This window comes from Bradyrhizobium sp. LA2.1 (assembly GCF_040547725.1).
Taxonomy (GTDB): domain Bacteria; phylum Pseudomonadota; class Alphaproteobacteria; order Rhizobiales; family Xanthobacteraceae; genus Bradyrhizobium; species Bradyrhizobium barranii.
Window position 1 is genome coordinate 101,723 of sequence record NZ_JBEPQI010000009.1, and the last position, 16,881, is coordinate 118,603.

Sequence of the window (16,881 nt, forward strand, 5' to 3'; positions counted from 1 at the left end):
GGTTGGCCGCCGACAGCACCCCGCCAGGCGATGGAATCAGGCTTCGACGATCTCGATTACGACTATGCCGCGTCCCTCGCCGGACGGGCGGTGCGGAGCATGGCCGAGCAGCGGATTCCGCCGACGCCGACCAATTTTGCCGTCTGGTTCCACTATTTCGCAGGCAGCCATGACGACCTGCGCAATGCCATCGAACTCCTGATCGACCACAATCGTCCCTTCGACGCCAGGACCAACCAGGATCTGTTCGAGACCTATGTCGCGCCCCGGGCGGGCGCCGTCGCCTCCGAGACGTCCGATCGGCTGCATGCCCTCATGGGGGCGGCGAAGGAGTTTCTGGCGACGGCCATGGCCGACAATCGTTCCCAGATGCAGGCGATCAGCGAGGTCGCTGATCGGGGCAGGGCCGGTGTCGATCCGAAGGCGCTGGTCGCCCAGCTCATGAATGAGCTGGCGCGGGCCGCCACGAGGGCGACCCGGCTCGAGGCCGGCTTTGCGGAAAAGACCCGCGAGCTCGACGTGATCCGCGACTCGCTCTCCAAGTCCGAAGAGCGCGCCCGGACCGATACGCTGACGGGGCTGGCAAACCGGCGGGCGCTCGATGAATTCCTGCGCAAGGCACAGACGACCGCGGATTGGGGCGAGCCGCTCGGCGTGCTGATGCTCGACATCGACCACTTCAAGACCTTCAACGACAATTTCGGCCATGGCGTCGGCGACCAGGTGCTGCGCCTGATTGCGAAAGTGTTGCGCGAAAAAGTTCGCGAGCAGGATCTGTCGGCCCGCTATGGCGGCGAGGAGCTGATTGCCGTGCTGCCGGATGCCGATCTCGCCACTTGCGGCGAGATCGCCGAGCGCATCAGGCGCGCGATCGCCGAATGCACGATCACGCGCCGCTCGACCGGGGAGACCCTGCCCAACATCAGCGTGTCGATCGGCGTGGCGCAGTATCGTTCGGGCGAGGCGATCACCGATCTGATCGAGCGCTGCGACCGCGCGCTCTATCTCGCCAAGGGCGGCGGCCGCAATCGCGTGGTCACGGAGGTCGAACTCGATCACGCCGCGGCTGCAGGCTAGGCGCTCGCCGCCAGCATCATGGCGGCCGCGCCGTTCTCGATCACCTGGATGCCGTGCTCCATGACATTGTTGCGGCCGCGGTATTTTGCGGCGTAGAGCGCGGCGTCGGCGGCTTCGATGAGATCGCCGGGGCGCAGCGTCTCGTTCGGCTTCGTTGCGGCAACGCCGATCGAGACGGTGACGATCATGTGGGCGGAGGTGATGTGCGGCAGGCACAGCTTCAGCACGGCCGCGCGCACCTGCTCGCCGATCTCGACGGCGCGGTTCACGTCGGTGTTCGGCAGCAGCAGGCAGAATTCCTCGCCGCCATAGCGGGCCGCAAAGCCCATCGTGTCGGCGGCGATGCCGGACAAGGATTCGCCGAGCCGGGTCAAGCAGGAATCGCCTTCGAGATGGCCATAGGTGTCGTTGAACAGCTTGAAGTGATCGACGTCGATCATCAGCAGCGCAAGCTCGCTGTCATATTGCTGCGCGCGCATCCATTCGAAGTCGAGCCGGCTCTGGAAGCCGCGGCGATTGGCCAGCCCCGACAGCATGTCGATCGAGGCCATCACGGTGAGGCGGTCGTTGCTCGCGATCAGCTCGCGCTCGCGCTGGCTGAGCTGCGCGGCCATCGCGTTGAAGGCGCGGGCCAGCGGCACGAACTCGGCCGGCAGACGGTTGCGCGCGGCGCGGGCCGAGAGGTCGCCCTCGCCGAGGCGTTTGGCCATGTCGGCCAGCATCTCGATCGGCTTGATCACGAGCTTCTCGGCAGCGATCAGCGCGCCGAGCAGGACGAACAGGACGACGAACGCGAGCTGGAGATAGGCGGTGCGGATGTCGCGGCTGACCGCCGCGGACACCTTGTCCTCGTCGATGCTGGCAATCAGGCGGGCATTGGTGCCGGCGATGCGGATATAGCTCACCGCGCGGCGGGAGCCGTCGGCGGCGAGGAAAGAGAGTGAGCCCTCGTCCTGGTCCGAACGCAGCGCCCTGTCGGCGATCGCCGACATCAGCGGCATGTTGTCGAGCGGACGGCCGATTGCGCTGTGCTGGTCAGCCGGCGCGGCGAGCACGGTGCCGGCGCTGTCGACCAGCACGGCAGTGATGCCGGCGCGGCCGCCGAGATTGCTCATGACCTTCGACATCCAGTCGAGGTTGACGGTGGCGAGCACGACGGCATCCGCCACGCCGCTGAAGGCCGACACTGGATAAACCGCCATGACGGTCGGCGACGGCACGGGCCGCGACAGGATGAAGTCGCTCAGCACGAAGCGGCCGGTTTCCTGCGCCTGCTGGAAGTATGGCCGGTCGCTGAGGTCGAGGCCGACATACATGTTGTTGGTGGCGCACTGGATGCGTCCGTCCTGGCCGGCGATCAACAGCGTGCGGATCCAGGGAAGGTTCGACGGCAGGCTCGCGCGCAGCACGTCGCAGCTCTTGCTGATGCCGCCGGCGGAGGCGCGGATGAAGGCTTCAGATTTCAGGATGGTTTCGACCGACGAGATCACTTCGCGCTGCGCATCGGCGCTGTGTCTTGCAATGGTGGTGAATTCGGTCGCGGCCTGCGCGATCTGCCGCGCGCGCGTGTCCTCGAGCGAACGGATGCGCTCGAACATCAAAGGCGTCACCAGAATCACCGCGAGCAACGCAAGCCGTGCCCGGATTCCGAGAACCTGCTTGAGTTTCACTCGTTTGCGGTTGAAACTGACGTTTGCCATCTTCGCTGCCCACCCCATCGGCCAAGGTAAAGCGAAGGGTTCAAAAACTCTTTCTTGAACTCGGTAAAATTAGAACTAGCTCCGCAACAATCCAGTCCGAACCGACGTCATGACCGAAACCAACGCCGCGCCGGTAACCGGCCATTCACCAAACGCGCTCGCTGCGGTCGAAGCCGAAATTGTCCGCGCCTGCAAGGAAGCGCGGCGCGATCGTGCCTCCGTGACGCTGATCGCGGTGTCCAAGACCTTCGCCGCGGATGCAATTATCCCGGTCATCGACGCCGGACAGCGCGTATTCGGCGAAAATCGGGTGCAGGAGGCCAAGGGCAAGTGGCCGGCGTTAACGTCCGCTTATTCCGGCATCGCGCTGCATCTGATCGGGCCGCTGCAGTCCAACAAGGCGAAGGAGGCGGTGGCGCTGTTCGATGCCATCCATTCGGTCGACCGCCCGAGCATTTGCCAGGCGTTAGCCAAGGAAATCGAATCCCAGAACAGGCACCCGGAGCTGTTCGTCCAGATCAACATCGGCGAGGAGCCGCAGAAGGCCGGCATCGCTCCCGGCGAGGCCGATGCCTTCATCGCGAGCTGCCGCGACAGCTATGGGCTGACGATCTCCGGCCTGATGTGCATCCCGCCGGTCGACGAGCCGCCGGCGGCGCATTTCGCGCTGACCGCCAAGATCGCAGCGCGCAATGGATTGAAGAATCTCTCGATGGGCATGAGCGCGGACTTCGCCACCGCGATCATGCTCGGCGCCACCCATGTGCGCGTCGGGAGCGCGATCTTCGGGCACCGGTGACGCCGGCAGCGCTCGCAATGACGGCGGTGGTTACGCAAACCCCACCGACACCTGCCCCAGCACACCAAAATCCACCGCGAAATGATCGCCGGCCTGGATCGGCAGCGGCGGATGGCACGTGCCTGTCGTCACCACCTCCCCTGCCCGCAAGGTGATGCCGAGCCCGCGCAGCTCGTTGGCGAGCCAGGCCAGGGCAACACGGGGGTCGCCGAGCACGTTCTTGCCGTGGCCGAGATAGCGCTGGCCGCGCAGCGTGATCTGCGGCCGCTCCTCGACGAGATCCATGGCGCGCCAGTTCGCACTCGTCGCTGCGCCCAGCACGAACAGATGTGCGCAGGCATTGTCGGCGATCAGCTGCGCCTCGCCGGCGCTGGCGAAATCGCTAAAGCGCGAATCGGGAATCTCGATCGCGGGATGCAAGGTGTCGACGGCGGCGAGCACGTCGTCGACACTGTACGGCGTCGCGCGCGGCGGCAGATCGCGGCCCATGACGAAGGCGAACTCCGGCTCGCCGACGCGCATCTCGTTGCCCTTCATCGACGCGGTGCCGCCGTCGGCGATCACGGTGTCGCTCATGATGCGGCCGGCCAGCGGGCCCGCGACGTTGATGTGCTTCTGTCCGGCCTCGCTTGTCGCCGCGATCTTCCAACCGAACAGCTTTCCAAGCGATTGGTTTTCGAGGACGGCCTGGATGGCATAGCCATCAGCGCGGCTCTGCGGCCGCAACCGCGGCTCCAGCGCGTCAAACTTGGTGCCGTCGCGCCAATGTTTGACCAGGACCTGCGATGCGGCGGCGATCTGATCCTTGTCGAGCATGTGCCCTCACCCGATGATGATTCTTGTTCTTGGTCCCAGTCGCCGCAGCAATTGCAGCATCGCCGCTTTGGTCATCGAGACGCAGCCTGCGGTCGGCCCGAAATTGTCGCGCGCCAGATGCAAAAACACCGCACTGCCGCGGCGGGCGATGCGCGGTCTGGTGTTGTGGTCGATTTCGATGATGAAGTCATAGAGATGGTCGGTCCGCTTGAGACGGTCACCGCCCTGCTCCGGTCCGAGCCGGATCGCCTGATTGTAGTGGCGATCTCCGGCGTCCTCGCACCAGGCGTCCGTGTCGCCGATGGTCCGGGCCGGAAGAAAGGTCCGCGGACGGCTGTGGCGGTCGCTCCGCCACCATAATTGCCTGGGACGGAAGCTGCCCCGCGGGGTGCCGCCATCGCCCTCGCGCTTGTTTGCCAGGATTCCGCCCCGCCCCAGCGCCACCGGGATCGTCAGCGCGCCGGCCGTCAGCCAGCCCCGGCGCGGATTCCCGGCAGCAGGTTTAACGCGGATCGCTTGAAGCGGTCCGGAGCTTCGATTATTTGGGTAACTAACTGAATCCGCTTTGTTTTTCATGTGAACGTGCGATGTCGAATTCATTACAGGACATTCATCAAAACGGCCTGAGATTTTGAGTTAGAGTGCTTCTGGCTTGTGAATCGGTAACAGCCCACTACTTCAACACGAACAACAATAATAACGGCGACCCCCCTAACTTTCCCTCGCGGCTGGGTGCAGCATGCATGCGCGCCGAGCCGGACTCCAAAAGGATGACCCCCTATGGCCAATGCCCGCAAGATCCTCATCGTGGATGACGATACCGATCTGCGCGATACGTTGGTGGAGCAATTATCGCTGCACGAAGAATTTGAGGCCTCCGCCGTCGATACCGGCGCCAAGGGCGCAAGCGCCGCGAAGGCCAATGCCCCCGATCTGGTCCTGATGGATGTCGGCCTGCCCGACACCGATGGCCGCGAGGTGGTTCGTTCCTTGCGCAAGGGCGGCTTCAAGGCTCCGATCATCATGCTCACCGGGCATGACACCGATTCCGACACGATTTTGGGGCTGGAATCCGGCGCCAACGACTACGTCGCAAAACCCTTCCGTTTCGCCGTGCTGCTGGCCCGCATCCGCGCCCAGCTCCGCCAGCACGAGGCGAGCGAGGACGCGGTGTTCTCGGTCGGCCCCTACTCCTTCCGCCCGGGCTCGAAGATGCTGACCGCGGCCAATGCCCGCAAGGTCCGGCTCACCGAGAAGGAAACCGCCATCCTCCGCTTCCTCTACCGGGCCGGCCAGATGCCGGTCTCGCGTGAGACCCTGCTCCAGGAGGTCTGGGGCTATAATTCCGGCGTCACCACCCACACGCTCGAAACCCACATCTACCGCCTCCGCCAGAAGATCGAGAAGGACGCCGCCAATCCGGAGATCCTGGTCACGGAAGCCGGTGGCTACAAGCTGGTGCCGTGATACGCTTTAGGGGCGTGCGAATCGTTTTAGATCGCATGCCCTTTGAGCCCCGGACCTGAATGTCAATCGACGACGACGTAGCGCTTCTCGAGCGTGTCCCGACACTGCGCTTGTTGGGAGAGGCGTCGTTGCGCATGCTGGCGATCGGCTCCGAGCAGCGTAATTTCGTCCGCGGCGACGTCCTGTTCAATCTCGGCGACGAAGCCGATGCCGGATACGTGGTTCAACGCGGCGCCTTTCGGGTCGACGACGGCGCCGGCGCGGAGATGATCGCAGGTCCCGGCGCGCTGATCGGCGAGCTCGCGCTGGTGGTGCCGATGAAGCGCCCGTCGAGCGCGGTCGCGCTGGAGCACGCCTCCGTCATCCGCGTCGCGCGCAGCTTGTTTCAACGCGTGCTCGAGAGTGACCCGGCGGCCGCCGTTCGCCTCCGCGACGAATTCGCGGTGCGCTCCAGCCAGATCGCGAGCGATATCCTGATGGCGGGCGCGAAGCTGACGTCGTCGTAGCCCGGACGGCGCCGTCAAACCTCCAGCGTCACCGTCACCGGCACGTGGTCCGACGGGCGCTCCCAGCTCCGCGCGTCGCGCAGGATCTTGAAATCGCTGACCGCGTCCTTCAATGCGCGCGAGACCCAGATGTGGTCGAGCCTGCGGCCGCGATCACCGACGGTCCAGTCGGCGGAGCGATAGCTCCACCACGTATAGACCTTCTCCGACATCGGAAAACGCTCGCGCGCGACGTCGACCCACTCACCGGCTGCCAGCGCGGCTTGCAGCTTCTCGGTCTCCACAGGTGTATGCGAAACCACTTTCAGAAGCTGCTTGTGCGACCACACGTCGTTCTCGTGCGGCGCGACGTTGAGATCGCCGACCAGGATGTGGCGATCCTCCCCGCGCGGATGCAGCGGCTCGCAGGCCTTCATCTCGTCGAGGAAGCGAAGCTTGTGGTCGAATTTCTCGTTCAGCGCGGGATCGGGAATGTCGCCGCCGGCGGGCACGTAGAAATTATGCAGCACCAACGGCTTTGCGATGCTGGCTTTCTCGCCGAACGAGACCGAGATGTGGCGCGAATCCACCTTGTCGCAGAAGGTGCGGATGTTTTTCGAGTCGAACGGGATCCTCGAGACGATGGCGACGCCGTGATAGCCCTTCTGCCCGTTCAGCGCGACATGCTCATAGCCGAGCCGCTTGAAACGCTTCAGCGGAAAGGCATCGTCGATGCACTTGGTTTCCTGGAGGCACAGCACGTCCGGCCGCGCGCTCTTGAGAAACTTCGCGACCAGGTCGATGCGCAGCCGCACCGAATTGATGTTCCAGGTTGTCAGGGAAAGACGCATGAGGGATGCGTCTTAGCAAGCTCTCGTAGGGTGGGCAAAGGCGCAAAGCGCCGTGCCCACGTCTTTTCGGGTTTGGGTGCAAGGTTCGTAGGGAGCCCTCGTAGGGTGGGCAAAGCGAAGCGCGCCCACCAATGCCTGCCGCAGGGAGAGATGGTGGGCACGGCGCTAATGCGCCTTTGCCCACCCTACGGCAGTAGAGCTTTCAACCCGGCGATGGGCCGTAATTGGTGAAATCGATCTTGAACATGGCAGGATCGAGCTTCTTGCCCGCATCGAGATTGTAGACCGCGATCGTGGTGTCGTAGCCCTGCGGGTCGGTGACGGTCCACTGCTTCAACTGGCCGTCCTTGGCGCCGAACATCAGCAGGAGGCGGCTGGTGCCGACCAGCGCCTGCTTCTCCTCGATGGTGACGCTGACGAAGACGTCATCAGCCGAGACGTTGACGACATTGGTGTCCTTCATCAGGTCGATGCGATCGGACAGCAGGAAGCGCAGCGGCGTCTGCGACAGCGGATAGACGTCCTGGGTCGCGAGCTTGCGGTCGCGCACCACCAGCGAGGATCCGTCGGCGACGATGTCGATCGGGCTCGGCGCGTCATATTCGAAGCGCACCTTGCCGGGCTTCTGGATGTAGAAGTCGCCCTGCGTCTTGCTGCCGTCGGGGCCGACCTGGACGAAATTTCCAACCAGCGTCGACAGCGAGGACAGATAGGCGCTGACCTTGGCCGCCTGCGCCTTCTGGTTGGCGTCGAAGGTCTGGAAGATGCTGGTCGGCACGTTGCGGCGCGGATCCGGGATGACCGGGTTCGGCGGCGTCTGGGTCGCGCCGGTGACAGCGGGGCCTCCGCCATCGCGGCCCTTCGGCGCGGGCTTCGGCACAGGCACGCTCTGCGCGAACGACGCCGCGGTCACCATCGCGGCGGTGACGAGAAGCACACCGGCCATACGCGCGCTTCGCGCAGCGATGGTGGCAGCGAATCGAATGTCCGGATGTCTGATCAACGCGTCGTCCTGTGTGGCTGGGCGCCCTTTTAGCGTGATTTCGCTACTGCAGATATCGATTTTGCGTGAAATTATGTTCAGAGGCGGCTCGCCTCACATGTGGCTGTCTTCTTCCTCGACCAGAATCTCGCGCTTTCCGGCGTGGTTGGCGGGTCCGACGATGCCTTCCAGTTCCATGCGCTCCATCAAGGACGCGGCACGGTTATAGCCGATCTGGAGCCGGCGCTGGATGTAGCTGGTCGAGGCCTTGCGGTCGCGTTTGACGATGGCCACGGCCTGTTGGAAGAGATCGCCGCCGCCATCCGCGCCCATGCCGCTGGCGTCGAACACGGCGCCACCGTCCTCGTCCTCGGTCGGCTCTTCGGCCGTGACGGCCTCGAGGTATTCGGGCTGGCCCTGCGTCTTGAGGTGCCGCACCACCTTCTCGACTTCCTCGTCCGATGCGAAAGGTCCGTGCACGCGGCTGATGCGGCCGCCGCCCGCCATGTAGAGCATGTCGCCCTGCCCGAGCAGCTGCTCGGCGCCCATCTCGCCCAGGATGGTGCGGCTGTCGATCTTGGACGTCACCTGGAAGGCGATGCGGGTCGGGAAGTTCGCCTTGATGGTGCCGGTGATGACGTCGACCGACGGGCGCTGCGTCGCCAGGATCACATGCAGGCCGGCGGCGCGCGCCATCTGCGCGAGGCGCTGCACCGCGCCTTCGATGTCCTTGCCGGCGACCATCATCAGGTCGGCCATTTCGTCGACGATGATGACGATGTAGGGCAGCGGGTCGAGCGAGAGCTTCTCTTCCTCGTAGATCGCCTTGCCGGTTTCCTTGTCGAAGCCGGTGTGCACAGTGCGCGTCGGTTCCTCGCCCTTGGCTTTCAATTCGAGCAGGCGCGTATTGTAGCCGTCGATGTTGCGCACACCGAGCTTGGCCATGTTCTTGTAGCGCTCTTCCATCTCGCGCACGGCCCATTTCAGCGCGACCACCGCCTTCTTCGGGTCGGTCACGACGGGCGTGAGCAGATGGGGAATGCCGTCATAGACGGAGAGTTCGAGCATCTTCGGATCGACCATGATCAGGCGGCACTGGTCCGGGCGCAGCCGGTAGACCAGGCTGAGGATCATGGTGTTGATGGCGACCGACTTGCCGGACCCGGTGGTGCCGGCGATCAGCATGTGCGGCGTGCGCGCGAGGTCGATGATCACGGGGTCGCCGCCGATGGTCTTGCCGAGGCAGAGCGGCAGCTTCGCAACCGAATCGACAGTCTCCTTGGCGACCAGCAGCTCGCGCAGATAGACCTTTTCGCGATGCGCATTCGGTAGCTCGATGCCGATGGCGTTACGGCCGGGTACGACGGCGACGCGTGCCGACAGCGCGCTCATCGAACGGGCGATATCGTCGGCGAGACCGATCACGCGCGATGACTTGATGCCGGGCGCCGGCTCCAGCTCGTACAGTGTGACCACGGGACCCGGATTGGCTTTCACGATCTCGCCGCGCACGCCGAAATCCTGCAGCACGCCTTCGAGCGAACGCGAATTGGCTTCCAGCTCAGCCTTGCTGAGCGGCTGGCGATCGCCCGCCTTGGGCGCGGCCAGCACGGACACGGACGGAAGCTCGAACTTGTCGGAGGATTTCTTGGAAGCGGCCTTTGGTGCAGCCTTCTTGCGCGGGGCGCGCGCGGCCGGCTCCTCCTCTTCCTCCTCCTCCTCGTCTTCCTCTTCTTCGTGCTCGTCCTCGTCAATTTCGTCTTCGGACTGCGGCGAGATCGACGGCGCGGCGCGGCCGGCGCCGAGATTCGGCTCCTGGCGGCTGAACGCAACGGCTTTGGTCTTCGGTCCGCTCGAGACCAGCGAGCGGTAAGCGGTGCCGAGCAGCCAGATCAGCCGCGCCTTCGTGCTCATCAATGCGTGGAACAGCCACCCCAGCGACACCGAGCCGCGATCGCTCTCCTCGTCTTCGTCGAGCGGCTTGTCGTCGTCCTCGATCTCCGCGAACTCGTCGTCGTGCGCGCGCGCGCCGAGGCCGCAGGCGATCAGGAAGGTCGCGCCCATCGCGGCGAACAGGATCGTGCCCAGCACCATGCGATAGATCGTGCCCGCCGGTCCGAAAATCACCGCGGGCGCGCGTACGAGCGCATCGCCGACCACGCCGCCGAGGCCGGTCGGCAGCGGCCAGGCGCCGCCATGCGGCCAGCAGCTGGCAAAGCCCGCAGCGATCACGGTGCAGAGAATCCAGGAACCGAGCCGCAGCGCCTCGCGGTCGAACGGGCGATGGGTCATCATGCGCCAGCCCCAGACCGCGACCGTCAGGACCAGCATGATCGCGCCGAGCCCGAGGATCTGCATCGCAAGGTCGGCGCCGATCGCGCCGGCATAGCCGAGAATGTTGCGGATCGGCCGTGAGGTCGCGTGGCTGAGGCTTGGATCCTGCACCGACCAGGTCATCAGCGCGGCCGAGGCGACGCCGGACAATGCAATCAGGCCGAAACCGGTGAGCTCGCGCATACGCCGCGCCAGCCCCTCGCGGATCGACGGTGGCAGATGGCCGACCAGTGGAATGACACGTTCGATTGCCGACATGCTCATGGGCCCCGCCTAACCCAGAGTCTCGACCAGGCGGTGCAGCGCCTGCGCCGTGGTCTCGCCATCCTGCACCAGCGCAAGGCGAATGAAACCTGCGCCCGGATTGAAGCCGTCGGGCTGGAGCCGCGCCAGATAGCTGCCGGGCACCACGCGTACGCCTGCTTCCTTGAAGAGCCTGAGCGTGATCGACACGTCGTCGCCGAGCGCGGACGTGTTGAGCCAGACGCAGAAGCCGGCGTCAGGCCGGCGATAGCCGTAACGATCGCCGATGATCTGGTCGGCGAGATCGAACTTGATCCGGTAGAGCCTGCGGTTCTCCTCGACATGCGCCTCGTCGCCGTAGGCAACGGTCGCGACATTCTGGAGCGGCACCGGCACCTGCGGCGCCGCGATGTTGCGCAGCTCGAGGAACATGCCGATGAATCGCTTGTCGCCGGCGGCGAAACCGACGCGCAGGCCCGGCAGGTTGGAGCGTTTCGACAGCGACTGGAACGCAACCACGCGGGTGAAATCAGGGCCGGCGCATTCGAGCGCGCTCCCCGGGGCCTCGCGGGTGTAGATCTCGGAATAGCACTCGTCGCTGAGGATCACGAAGCCGTAGCGGTCGGCGAGCTGCTTCAACCGCCTGAAATAGTCGGGCTTGGCGACCGAGCCCTGCGGATTGGCCGGCGAGGCCAGATAGAACGCCACCGTGCGCGCCAGCGTCGCTTCGTCGATGGCATCGAGATCGGGCAGAAAGCCGTTTTCCACGGTGGTCGGCAGGTAGACCGGCTCGCAGGCCGCGGCGCGGGCGCCGGCGCCATAGACCGGATAGAACGGGTTCGGCATCAGGATGGCGGGCTTGCCGGGGCGCGGGCCGACATAGCGCGCGGCCGCGATCGCGGCAAGGAACAGCCCCTCGCGGCTGCCATTGAGGACGAGAATCTCGTTCTCGGGGTCGAGCGGCCGCGGCAGCTTGAAGCGCGACGACAGCCAGGCGCTCGCTGCCGTGCGGAACGGGTCGGTGCCCTTGTTCGCGGGGTAACGGCCGAAATCGGCGATGTGCTTGGCCAGCACCGGGCCGACGAAGTCAGGCACGGGATGCTGGGGCTCGCCGACTGCAAGCGTAATCAAGGGCTTACCCGGCTGATGGGGTGCCAGCAGCTCGTTCAGCCGGACGAAGGGCGAGCGTTCGCTATCGGAGCTTCCACTGTCCTGCGGCGCACGGGATGAAGCGGTTATAGCCATTCTGGACGCCAGCACTCTTGGAACAGCCGGTCGCACCAAGGCGCCGGCGGGAAGCGGTTCACTTCACCATAGATAGGGCGAGGTTAAGACGCGATTAACCATCGGCTTTCCGCGCCATCAAGAGTCATTTCCGTGACCTGGATTTGAGGTCCGGCCCGTTCGGAGAGGGAATAATGACACCGGATACAGCGGACGCATGGCGGGCCCGGGTCCCGTTATGGCCGGGCCTGTCCCGGCCATCCGCGGCCTTCCTACCACGCCCCAGGAACGTTCATGCCCGGGCCTTCGCCTCGCCGAAGCGGGCTTCGGCCGCGCAGGCGGGGCAAGCCCGGGCATGGCGAGTTTCCGGATAGGGGCGCGCCTAGTGCCCCGGCAGCTTCTCGAACGTCGCCATGCCCGCGGGGATCGCATGGAACTCCTGCTTGTCGCAGGTGTAGATCGCCATCTGCGGATGGAACTGCTTTGGTTCGTCCAGGGTGCCGACCTTCAGGATCGCCGCGGGCAGGCCCGGAACCTTGGTCACCAGATGGGTGCCGCATTCGGCGCAGAATTCGCGCGTGACGGCGCGCTCGAGATCCTTGCGCGTGAACTGCTTGGGCTGCCCGGTGATGTAGCTGAAGCCGGCCACCGGCATTGCGATGAAGGTGTTGGGCGCGCCGCCCGAGATGTACTGGCACTCGCGGCAATGACACTGGGCCTGCATCATCGGATCGCCTTCGGCCACGTAGCGCACTTCGCCGCAATAGCATCCGCCTTCCAAACGCATGACGACCTCCCGATTTGTTTTTCGTTGTGGTCGATATTTCTGCGCCGGTAATCTGAAATGGCAATCTATTTCTTTTGCGCAACGGTCAAAAAGAACATGGCGTTCTCGATGGGAAGGCTGCGGAGAATGCCTTGCGCCTATCGCTTGGCGATGCCGCAGCCGTTGAAAGCTCGACTTCTCCAGCATCCGCTGCTCATGCATTCCGCTTCCTGCCGCACGCAGAAGGTTGAGCCACAATTGGGCTGGCCGCCAAAACTGACGCAAGCCACCGCGCAATTTCTGCGCATCGTGGAGCAGCTCATCCCATTGCCGCCCGGCGCGGCCTGTCCGCCGTCGCGCCGATCGGGAGGCGCAGCAGCCGCATTGTCATTGCGCTTTGCGGCGCGCTTCGGGTCGGGCTGCCTCCGCTCGGATTCTCCGCTTGGCGCTGATACCTTTGAAAAGTCGTAGCGACACGGCCAATAGGTTTCCGTGCGGACCCCAGCCCCTTTGGAAGCCTTCAGTTCGAGCACGATCTTGTATCGATAGGACGAGCCCGCGGCGCGATTCAGCGGATCCTTGTCGCCAATGATACCGTTGACGGAGATGGTGCTGTTGCCGTCCGCTTCGATCTTGCCGTCATAACTCACAGAGCCGGGCTTGCCCTCGTCCCCGAGCACCGTGTGCAGCACTCCTTCCTTGATGCGAAAGACATATTGGCGATGGGCTTCCGGAAAAGGCGGTTTGCTCTCGCAGCTTTCGTTGGCGATCCAGGTTCCGTCGAAAGTCGTCGGGCGCTTTGCGCTGTCGATGGATTTCGACAGCAGCTCGATGCGGTATTTCGCCAGGTCTGCAAAGGCGCAGGACGGGAAGCGAAGCAGATGATCCTTGAAGGCCGTGATGGTCCCGAGCGCGTCCGCACCGCGCCAATGGTCGGCGGCCTCTGCGCAAGGGTCAGTCCGAGGTGAAGATGGTGTCAGCGCCGCGGGTTCGGCTTTGCCATTGAGGTAAAACTCGCCGAAGAACGACAACGACAGCTCCGGGACCTGTGATCCCTTGGTGCGCTTGTAGACGCCGGCGCCGATGGTCTGGAACACTGTATTGATGTTGTCCCTGTCGCTGATGTGCTCCAGGAACGAGCTGGTATAGGGACTGTTGCGGCCGTTGCCGTCGTCGGCCGTGCGACCGGCCTGGGTCGCATAGGAGATGATGGTGCCCTCCGGGCTCTCCATCTTGGCCAGCCCGCGGCTGACGGTTACGCCGCGCCCCTGCCCGATGTTTCGCCGGAGCTCGTCCGCGAAGGGATTGTCGCGGCAGGCGTCGAGCACGAGGATGCGCAGGTTCTTGGCCTGCTGCAAATCCGCCAGGATCTCGTCGGCGCGCACCAGGCGCCGCAGATCAACCTCGTCGCGCACGACGGCATCGACGGGCACCAGATAGTTGACGCCTGCGAATTGCAGCGCGTGTCCGCTGTAATAGAACAGGGCGACGTCGGCGCCGCGGGCCTCGCGCGCAAAGCGAAGAACGGTGTCCTGCATGGCGGCCTGATCGAGATCGGTCGCGACCAAGGGCTCGAATCCCGATCGCTTCAGCGCCGCGCCGATGTCGGCCGCATCATTGGTCGGATTGGCGAGCGTGGGAACGTTCCGGTAGGCGCCGTTGCCAATCACCAGCGCAACGCGCTTGTCGGCCTTGGCGTCGAGGGCAGACAGGGCAAGCGACAGCAAACACAAAGCCACGAAACGCAACAGGCTCATGAGACCGTGCTCCGGACGGGAGCATGATATTCACCAGTTTCGGGACAATGCAATTTGGGCTTGGTGCAGGCGTGGCCGCTGCGACGATGCGGCGCGCCAAAAAGAAAGGGGCTCCAGCTTGCGCTGGAGCCCCTCAACGGTCGGGACATTGCCGGGTATGTGCCCCAAACCGTAGTTGTGGGCACGGCCCCCGCGGAGGCCGCGCCCGGGAGAAGAGTTACATGTTGTAGGCGCGCTCGGTGTGCTCGGTGATGTCGAGGCCTTCACGCTCGGTCTCGACATTGGCGCGGAGGCCAACGATCACATCGACGACCTTGTAGAGGATCGCCGAACCGATGCCCGACCACACCAGCGTGGTGCAGACGCCCCAGAGCTGGGAGACCATCTGCGCCGCGAAGTCGTAATCGGCAACCTTCGGCGGGATCGCGGTGTAGTCGATGATGCCCGCACCACCCAGCGCCGGATTGACGAGGATGCCGGTGCCGAGGGCGCCGACGATGCCGCCGACGCAGTGCACGCCGAACACATCGAGGCTGTCATCGTAGCCGAGCGCGTTCTTCACGACGGTGCAGAAGAACAGGCAGACCACGCCGACCACGAGGCCGAGGACGATCGCACCCATCACGCCGGCGAAGCCGGCGGCAGGCGTGACGGCCACGAGGCCCGCGACAGCGCCGGAGATGACGCCGAGCACCGACGGGTGACCCTTCACGATCCACTCCGCGAACATCCACGACAGCGCGGCGGCTGCGGTAGCGACGAAGGAGTTGGTCATGGCGAGGGCAGCGCCGCCGTTGGCTTCGAGGTTGGAGCCGGCGTTGAAGCCGAACCAGCCGACCCAGAGCAGCGAGGCGCCGATCATCGACATGGTCAGCGAGTGCGGAGCCATCAGCTCCTTGCCGTAGCCGACGCGCTTGCCGATCAGCAGAGCGCCGACGAGACCTGCAATGCCGGCGTTGATGTGCACCACGGTGCCGCCAGCGAAGTCGATCGCGCCCTTCTTGAAGATCCAGCCGGCGTCGGCGTTGATCTCGTCGAGCTTGGCCTGCGCCGCGGTCTTCGCAGCCGCATCAGTGGCAGCAGCGAGTGCCTTGGCAGCGTCCTGGATCATGTCCGGGCCGGGCCAGTACCAGACCATGTGCGCGATCGGGAAGTAGATCAGCGTGACCCAGAGCGGGATGAAGAGCGCGATGGCCGCGAACTTCATGCGCTCGGCGAAGGCGCCGACGATGAGGGCCGGCGTGATCGCCGCGAAGGTCATCTGGAAGCACATATAGATGAGCTCCGAGATGTTGGCGTCGACCGAGAAGGTCGCGGCCTTCGAGTCGGTGGTGACGCCCATCATGAAGGCCTTGGAGAAGCCGCCGATGAAGTCGGAGCCGCCGGTGAAGGTGAGGCTGTAGCCGTACACGGCCCAGATTACGGTGACGACGCAGACGGTGTAGAACACCTGCATCAGCACGGAGAGCATGTTCTTGGAACGGACGAGACCGCCGTAGAACAGCGCGAGGCCGGGGATCGTCATCAACAGCACGAGCACTGTCGATGTCAGCATCCAGGCGTTGTCTCCCTTGTTGACCGTTGGCTCGGCATAGGCCGCGGTCGCAGCGAACATGCCGACTGCGAGAGCCGCCAATCCCGCGCCATAGGGACGCTTAAACGTCATTTTATTCACTCCTGATTGGTAAAGGTTGAGCGCGAAATCAAAGGGCCGCGGCATCGGCCTCGCCGGTGCGGATGCGAACCGCATGGTCGAGGTTGATGACGAAGATCTTGCCGTCGCCGATCTGCCCGGTTTTCGCGGCGGACGTGATGGCGTCGATGGTCTTGTCGACCTGGTCGGAGGCGACAGCGACCTCGATCTTGATCTTGGGCAGGAAGCTCACGGCGTATTCGGCACCGCGATAGATTTCCGTATGGCCTTTCTGGCGGCCATATCCCTTGACTTCCGTCACCGTGAGACCGTGAACGCCGATGGCGGTCAGGGCGTCACGGACTTCTTCCAGCTTGAATGGCTTGATAATCGCCATAACAATTTTCATGGGTCCTATCCCCGCTTGGCCCGGTCCGGACGTGGCCGGGCGTTTCTCGACTGGTTCGCCACGAGGGAGAAGTTCACTACGCGGGCACAGCCAGCACCCTTAGAATCAAATGCCGTGCCAGATCGGGCGCGTTGCCTAACGGACTATGAAAACGGGTGTTTTCGCGTTTGACGCGTGCTGCGGTGCAGTGCGCTATTACGTCGCGCTCAAAACGTGGTCACGCCTGATCAAAAAGCGGGCACGACAGGCTGTCGACACAATTGCTGCTCACGTGTCGGGCAGCACGAAGGTATTTAATTACAGAAGGGGACTGACAAAGGACCCCGCCGCCCTGCGAA

General features: G+C 64.5%; 15 protein-coding genes. 4 read left to right on the top strand and 11 right to left on the bottom strand.

All coding sequences use genetic code 11. From position 1 onward, the window contains the following. Positions 1–30 precede the first annotated feature (30 nt). Entirely contained in the window at positions 31–1,077 is a 1,047-nt protein-coding gene (locus tag ABIB95_RS19345) for a GGDEF domain-containing protein (protein WP_354241272.1), read from the top strand. Here the strand turns inward: ABIB95_RS19345 and ABIB95_RS19350 are convergent. Then, on the bottom strand, positions 1,074–2,777 hold the full coding sequence (locus ABIB95_RS19350; RefSeq protein ID WP_354241274.1) for a diguanylate cyclase domain-containing protein: 1,704 nt from the start codon (positions 2,775–2,777) through the stop codon (positions 1,074–1,076). The genes ABIB95_RS19345 and ABIB95_RS19350 overlap by 4 nt on opposite strands. A 109-nt stretch (positions 2,778–2,886) precedes the next feature. Here ABIB95_RS19350 and ABIB95_RS19355 point away from each other — a divergent pair, with 109 nt between their 5' ends. Further along, complete coding sequence (locus ABIB95_RS19355; protein ID WP_028150183.1) at positions 2,887–3,576, top strand: YggS family pyridoxal phosphate-dependent enzyme; 690 nt, start codon at positions 2,887–2,889, stop codon at positions 3,574–3,576. Between the two features lie 30 nt (positions 3,577–3,606). On the opposite strand, the gene ABIB95_RS19360 is transcribed toward ABIB95_RS19355, so the two are convergent. Together ABIB95_RS19360 and ABIB95_RS19365 are read right to left on the bottom strand one after the other, a co-directional pair. Continuing rightward, complete coding sequence (locus tag ABIB95_RS19360) at positions 3,607–4,392, bottom strand: 2-keto-4-pentenoate hydratase (RefSeq protein WP_354241277.1); 786 nt, start codon at positions 4,390–4,392, stop codon at positions 3,607–3,609. Between the two features lie 6 nt (positions 4,393–4,398). Beyond that, on the bottom strand, positions 4,399–4,968 hold the full coding sequence (locus tag ABIB95_RS19365; protein WP_354241539.1) for a L,D-transpeptidase family protein: 570 nt from the start codon (positions 4,966–4,968) through the stop codon (positions 4,399–4,401). 204 nt (positions 4,969–5,172) lie between these two features. Between ABIB95_RS19365 and ABIB95_RS19370 the strand changes: the two genes are divergently transcribed. Together ABIB95_RS19370 and ABIB95_RS19375 are read left to right on the top strand one after the other, a co-directional pair. Further along, positions 5,173–5,859, top strand: a complete 687-nt coding sequence (locus ABIB95_RS19370; protein ID WP_007598630.1) for a response regulator transcription factor — start codon at positions 5,173–5,175, stop codon at positions 5,857–5,859. Between the two features lie 59 nt (positions 5,860–5,918). Further along, entirely contained in the window at positions 5,919–6,365 is a 447-nt protein-coding gene (locus tag ABIB95_RS19375) for a cyclic nucleotide-binding domain-containing protein (RefSeq protein WP_135213958.1), read from the top strand. Between the two features lie 14 nt (positions 6,366–6,379). On the opposite strand, the gene xth is transcribed toward ABIB95_RS19375, so the two are convergent. From xth to ABIB95_RS19415, 8 genes are all read right to left on the bottom strand, one after another. Next, on the bottom strand, positions 6,380–7,195 hold the full coding sequence (gene xth / locus ABIB95_RS19380; protein ID WP_354241279.1) for an exodeoxyribonuclease III: 816 nt from the start codon (positions 7,193–7,195) through the stop codon (positions 6,380–6,382). 202 nt (positions 7,196–7,397) lie between these two features. Next, entirely contained in the window at positions 7,398–8,141 is a 744-nt protein-coding gene (locus ABIB95_RS19385; protein ID WP_354241282.1) for an outer membrane lipoprotein carrier protein LolA, read from the bottom strand. 150 nt (positions 8,142–8,291) lie between these two features. Then, the gene (locus ABIB95_RS19390) at positions 8,292–10,775 is read right to left on the bottom strand and encodes a DNA translocase FtsK (RefSeq protein ID WP_354241284.1); all 2,484 of its coding nucleotides are present in this window, start codon (positions 10,773–10,775) and stop codon (positions 8,292–8,294) included. 9 nt (positions 10,776–10,784) lie between these two features. Next, complete coding sequence (locus ABIB95_RS19395) at positions 10,785–11,999, bottom strand: aminotransferase class I/II-fold pyridoxal phosphate-dependent enzyme (RefSeq protein WP_354241286.1); 1,215 nt, start codon at positions 11,997–11,999, stop codon at positions 10,785–10,787. Positions 12,000–12,360: 361 nt separating this feature from the next. Then, positions 12,361–12,765: a GFA family protein gene (locus ABIB95_RS19400; RefSeq protein WP_028158682.1), complete on the bottom strand. Its 405-nt coding sequence runs from the start codon at positions 12,763–12,765 to the stop codon at positions 12,361–12,363. A gap of 137 nt (positions 12,766–12,902) precedes the next feature. Then, the gene (locus tag ABIB95_RS19405) at positions 12,903–14,501 is read right to left on the bottom strand and encodes a caspase family protein (protein ID WP_166347108.1); all 1,599 of its coding nucleotides are present in this window, start codon (positions 14,499–14,501) and stop codon (positions 12,903–12,905) included. A gap of 217 nt (positions 14,502–14,718) precedes the next feature. Then, the gene (locus ABIB95_RS19410) at positions 14,719–16,167 is read right to left on the bottom strand and encodes an ammonium transporter (protein WP_063980294.1); all 1,449 of its coding nucleotides are present in this window, start codon (positions 16,165–16,167) and stop codon (positions 14,719–14,721) included. Positions 16,168–16,204: 37 nt separating this feature from the next. Then, the gene (locus tag ABIB95_RS19415; protein ID WP_008142813.1) at positions 16,205–16,543 is read right to left on the bottom strand and encodes a P-II family nitrogen regulator; all 339 of its coding nucleotides are present in this window, start codon (positions 16,541–16,543) and stop codon (positions 16,205–16,207) included. Positions 16,544–16,881: the final 338 nt, after the last annotated feature.

Coding starts and splice junctions, on each gene's coding strand:
- ABIB95_RS19395 (WP_354241286.1), bottom strand. CDS start 11,999: ATGGCTATAACCGCTTCATCCCGTGCGCCGCAGGACAGTGGAAGCTCC.
- ABIB95_RS19350 (WP_354241274.1), bottom strand. CDS start 2,777: ATGGCAAACGTCAGTTTCAACCGCAAACGAGTGAAACTCAAGCAGGTT.
- ABIB95_RS19415 (WP_008142813.1), bottom strand. CDS start 16,543: ATGAAAATTGTTATGGCGATTATCAAGCCATTCAAGCTGGAAGAAGTC.
- ABIB95_RS19390 (WP_354241284.1), bottom strand. CDS start 10,775: ATGAGCATGTCGGCAATCGAACGTGTCATTCCACTGGTCGGCCATCTG.
- ABIB95_RS19370 (WP_007598630.1), top strand. CDS start 5,173: ATGGCCAATGCCCGCAAGATCCTCATCGTGGATGACGATACCGATCTG.
- ABIB95_RS19360 (WP_354241277.1), bottom strand. CDS start 4,392: ATGCTCGACAAGGATCAGATCGCCGCCGCATCGCAGGTCCTGGTCAAA.
- ABIB95_RS19345 (WP_354241272.1), top strand. CDS start 31: ATGGAATCAGGCTTCGACGATCTCGATTACGACTATGCCGCGTCCCTC.
- ABIB95_RS19355 (WP_028150183.1), top strand. CDS start 2,887: ATGACCGAAACCAACGCCGCGCCGGTAACCGGCCATTCACCAAACGCG.
- ABIB95_RS19405 (WP_166347108.1), bottom strand. CDS start 14,501: ATGAGCCTGTTGCGTTTCGTGGCTTTGTGTTTGCTGTCGCTTGCCCTG.
- ABIB95_RS19365 (WP_354241539.1), bottom strand. CDS start 4,968: ATGAAAAACAAAGCGGATTCAGTTAGTTACCCAAATAATCGAAGCTCC.
- ABIB95_RS19400 (WP_028158682.1), bottom strand. CDS start 12,765: ATGCGTTTGGAAGGCGGATGCTATTGCGGCGAAGTGCGCTACGTGGCC.
- ABIB95_RS19385 (WP_354241282.1), bottom strand. CDS start 8,141: ATGGCCGGTGTGCTTCTCGTCACCGCCGCGATGGTGACCGCGGCGTCG.
- xth (WP_354241279.1), bottom strand. CDS start 7,195: ATGCGTCTTTCCCTGACAACCTGGAACATCAATTCGGTGCGGCTGCGC.
- ABIB95_RS19410 (WP_063980294.1), bottom strand. CDS start 16,167: ATGACGTTTAAGCGTCCCTATGGCGCGGGATTGGCGGCTCTCGCAGTC.
- ABIB95_RS19375 (WP_135213958.1), top strand. CDS start 5,919: ATGTCAATCGACGACGACGTAGCGCTTCTCGAGCGTGTCCCGACACTG.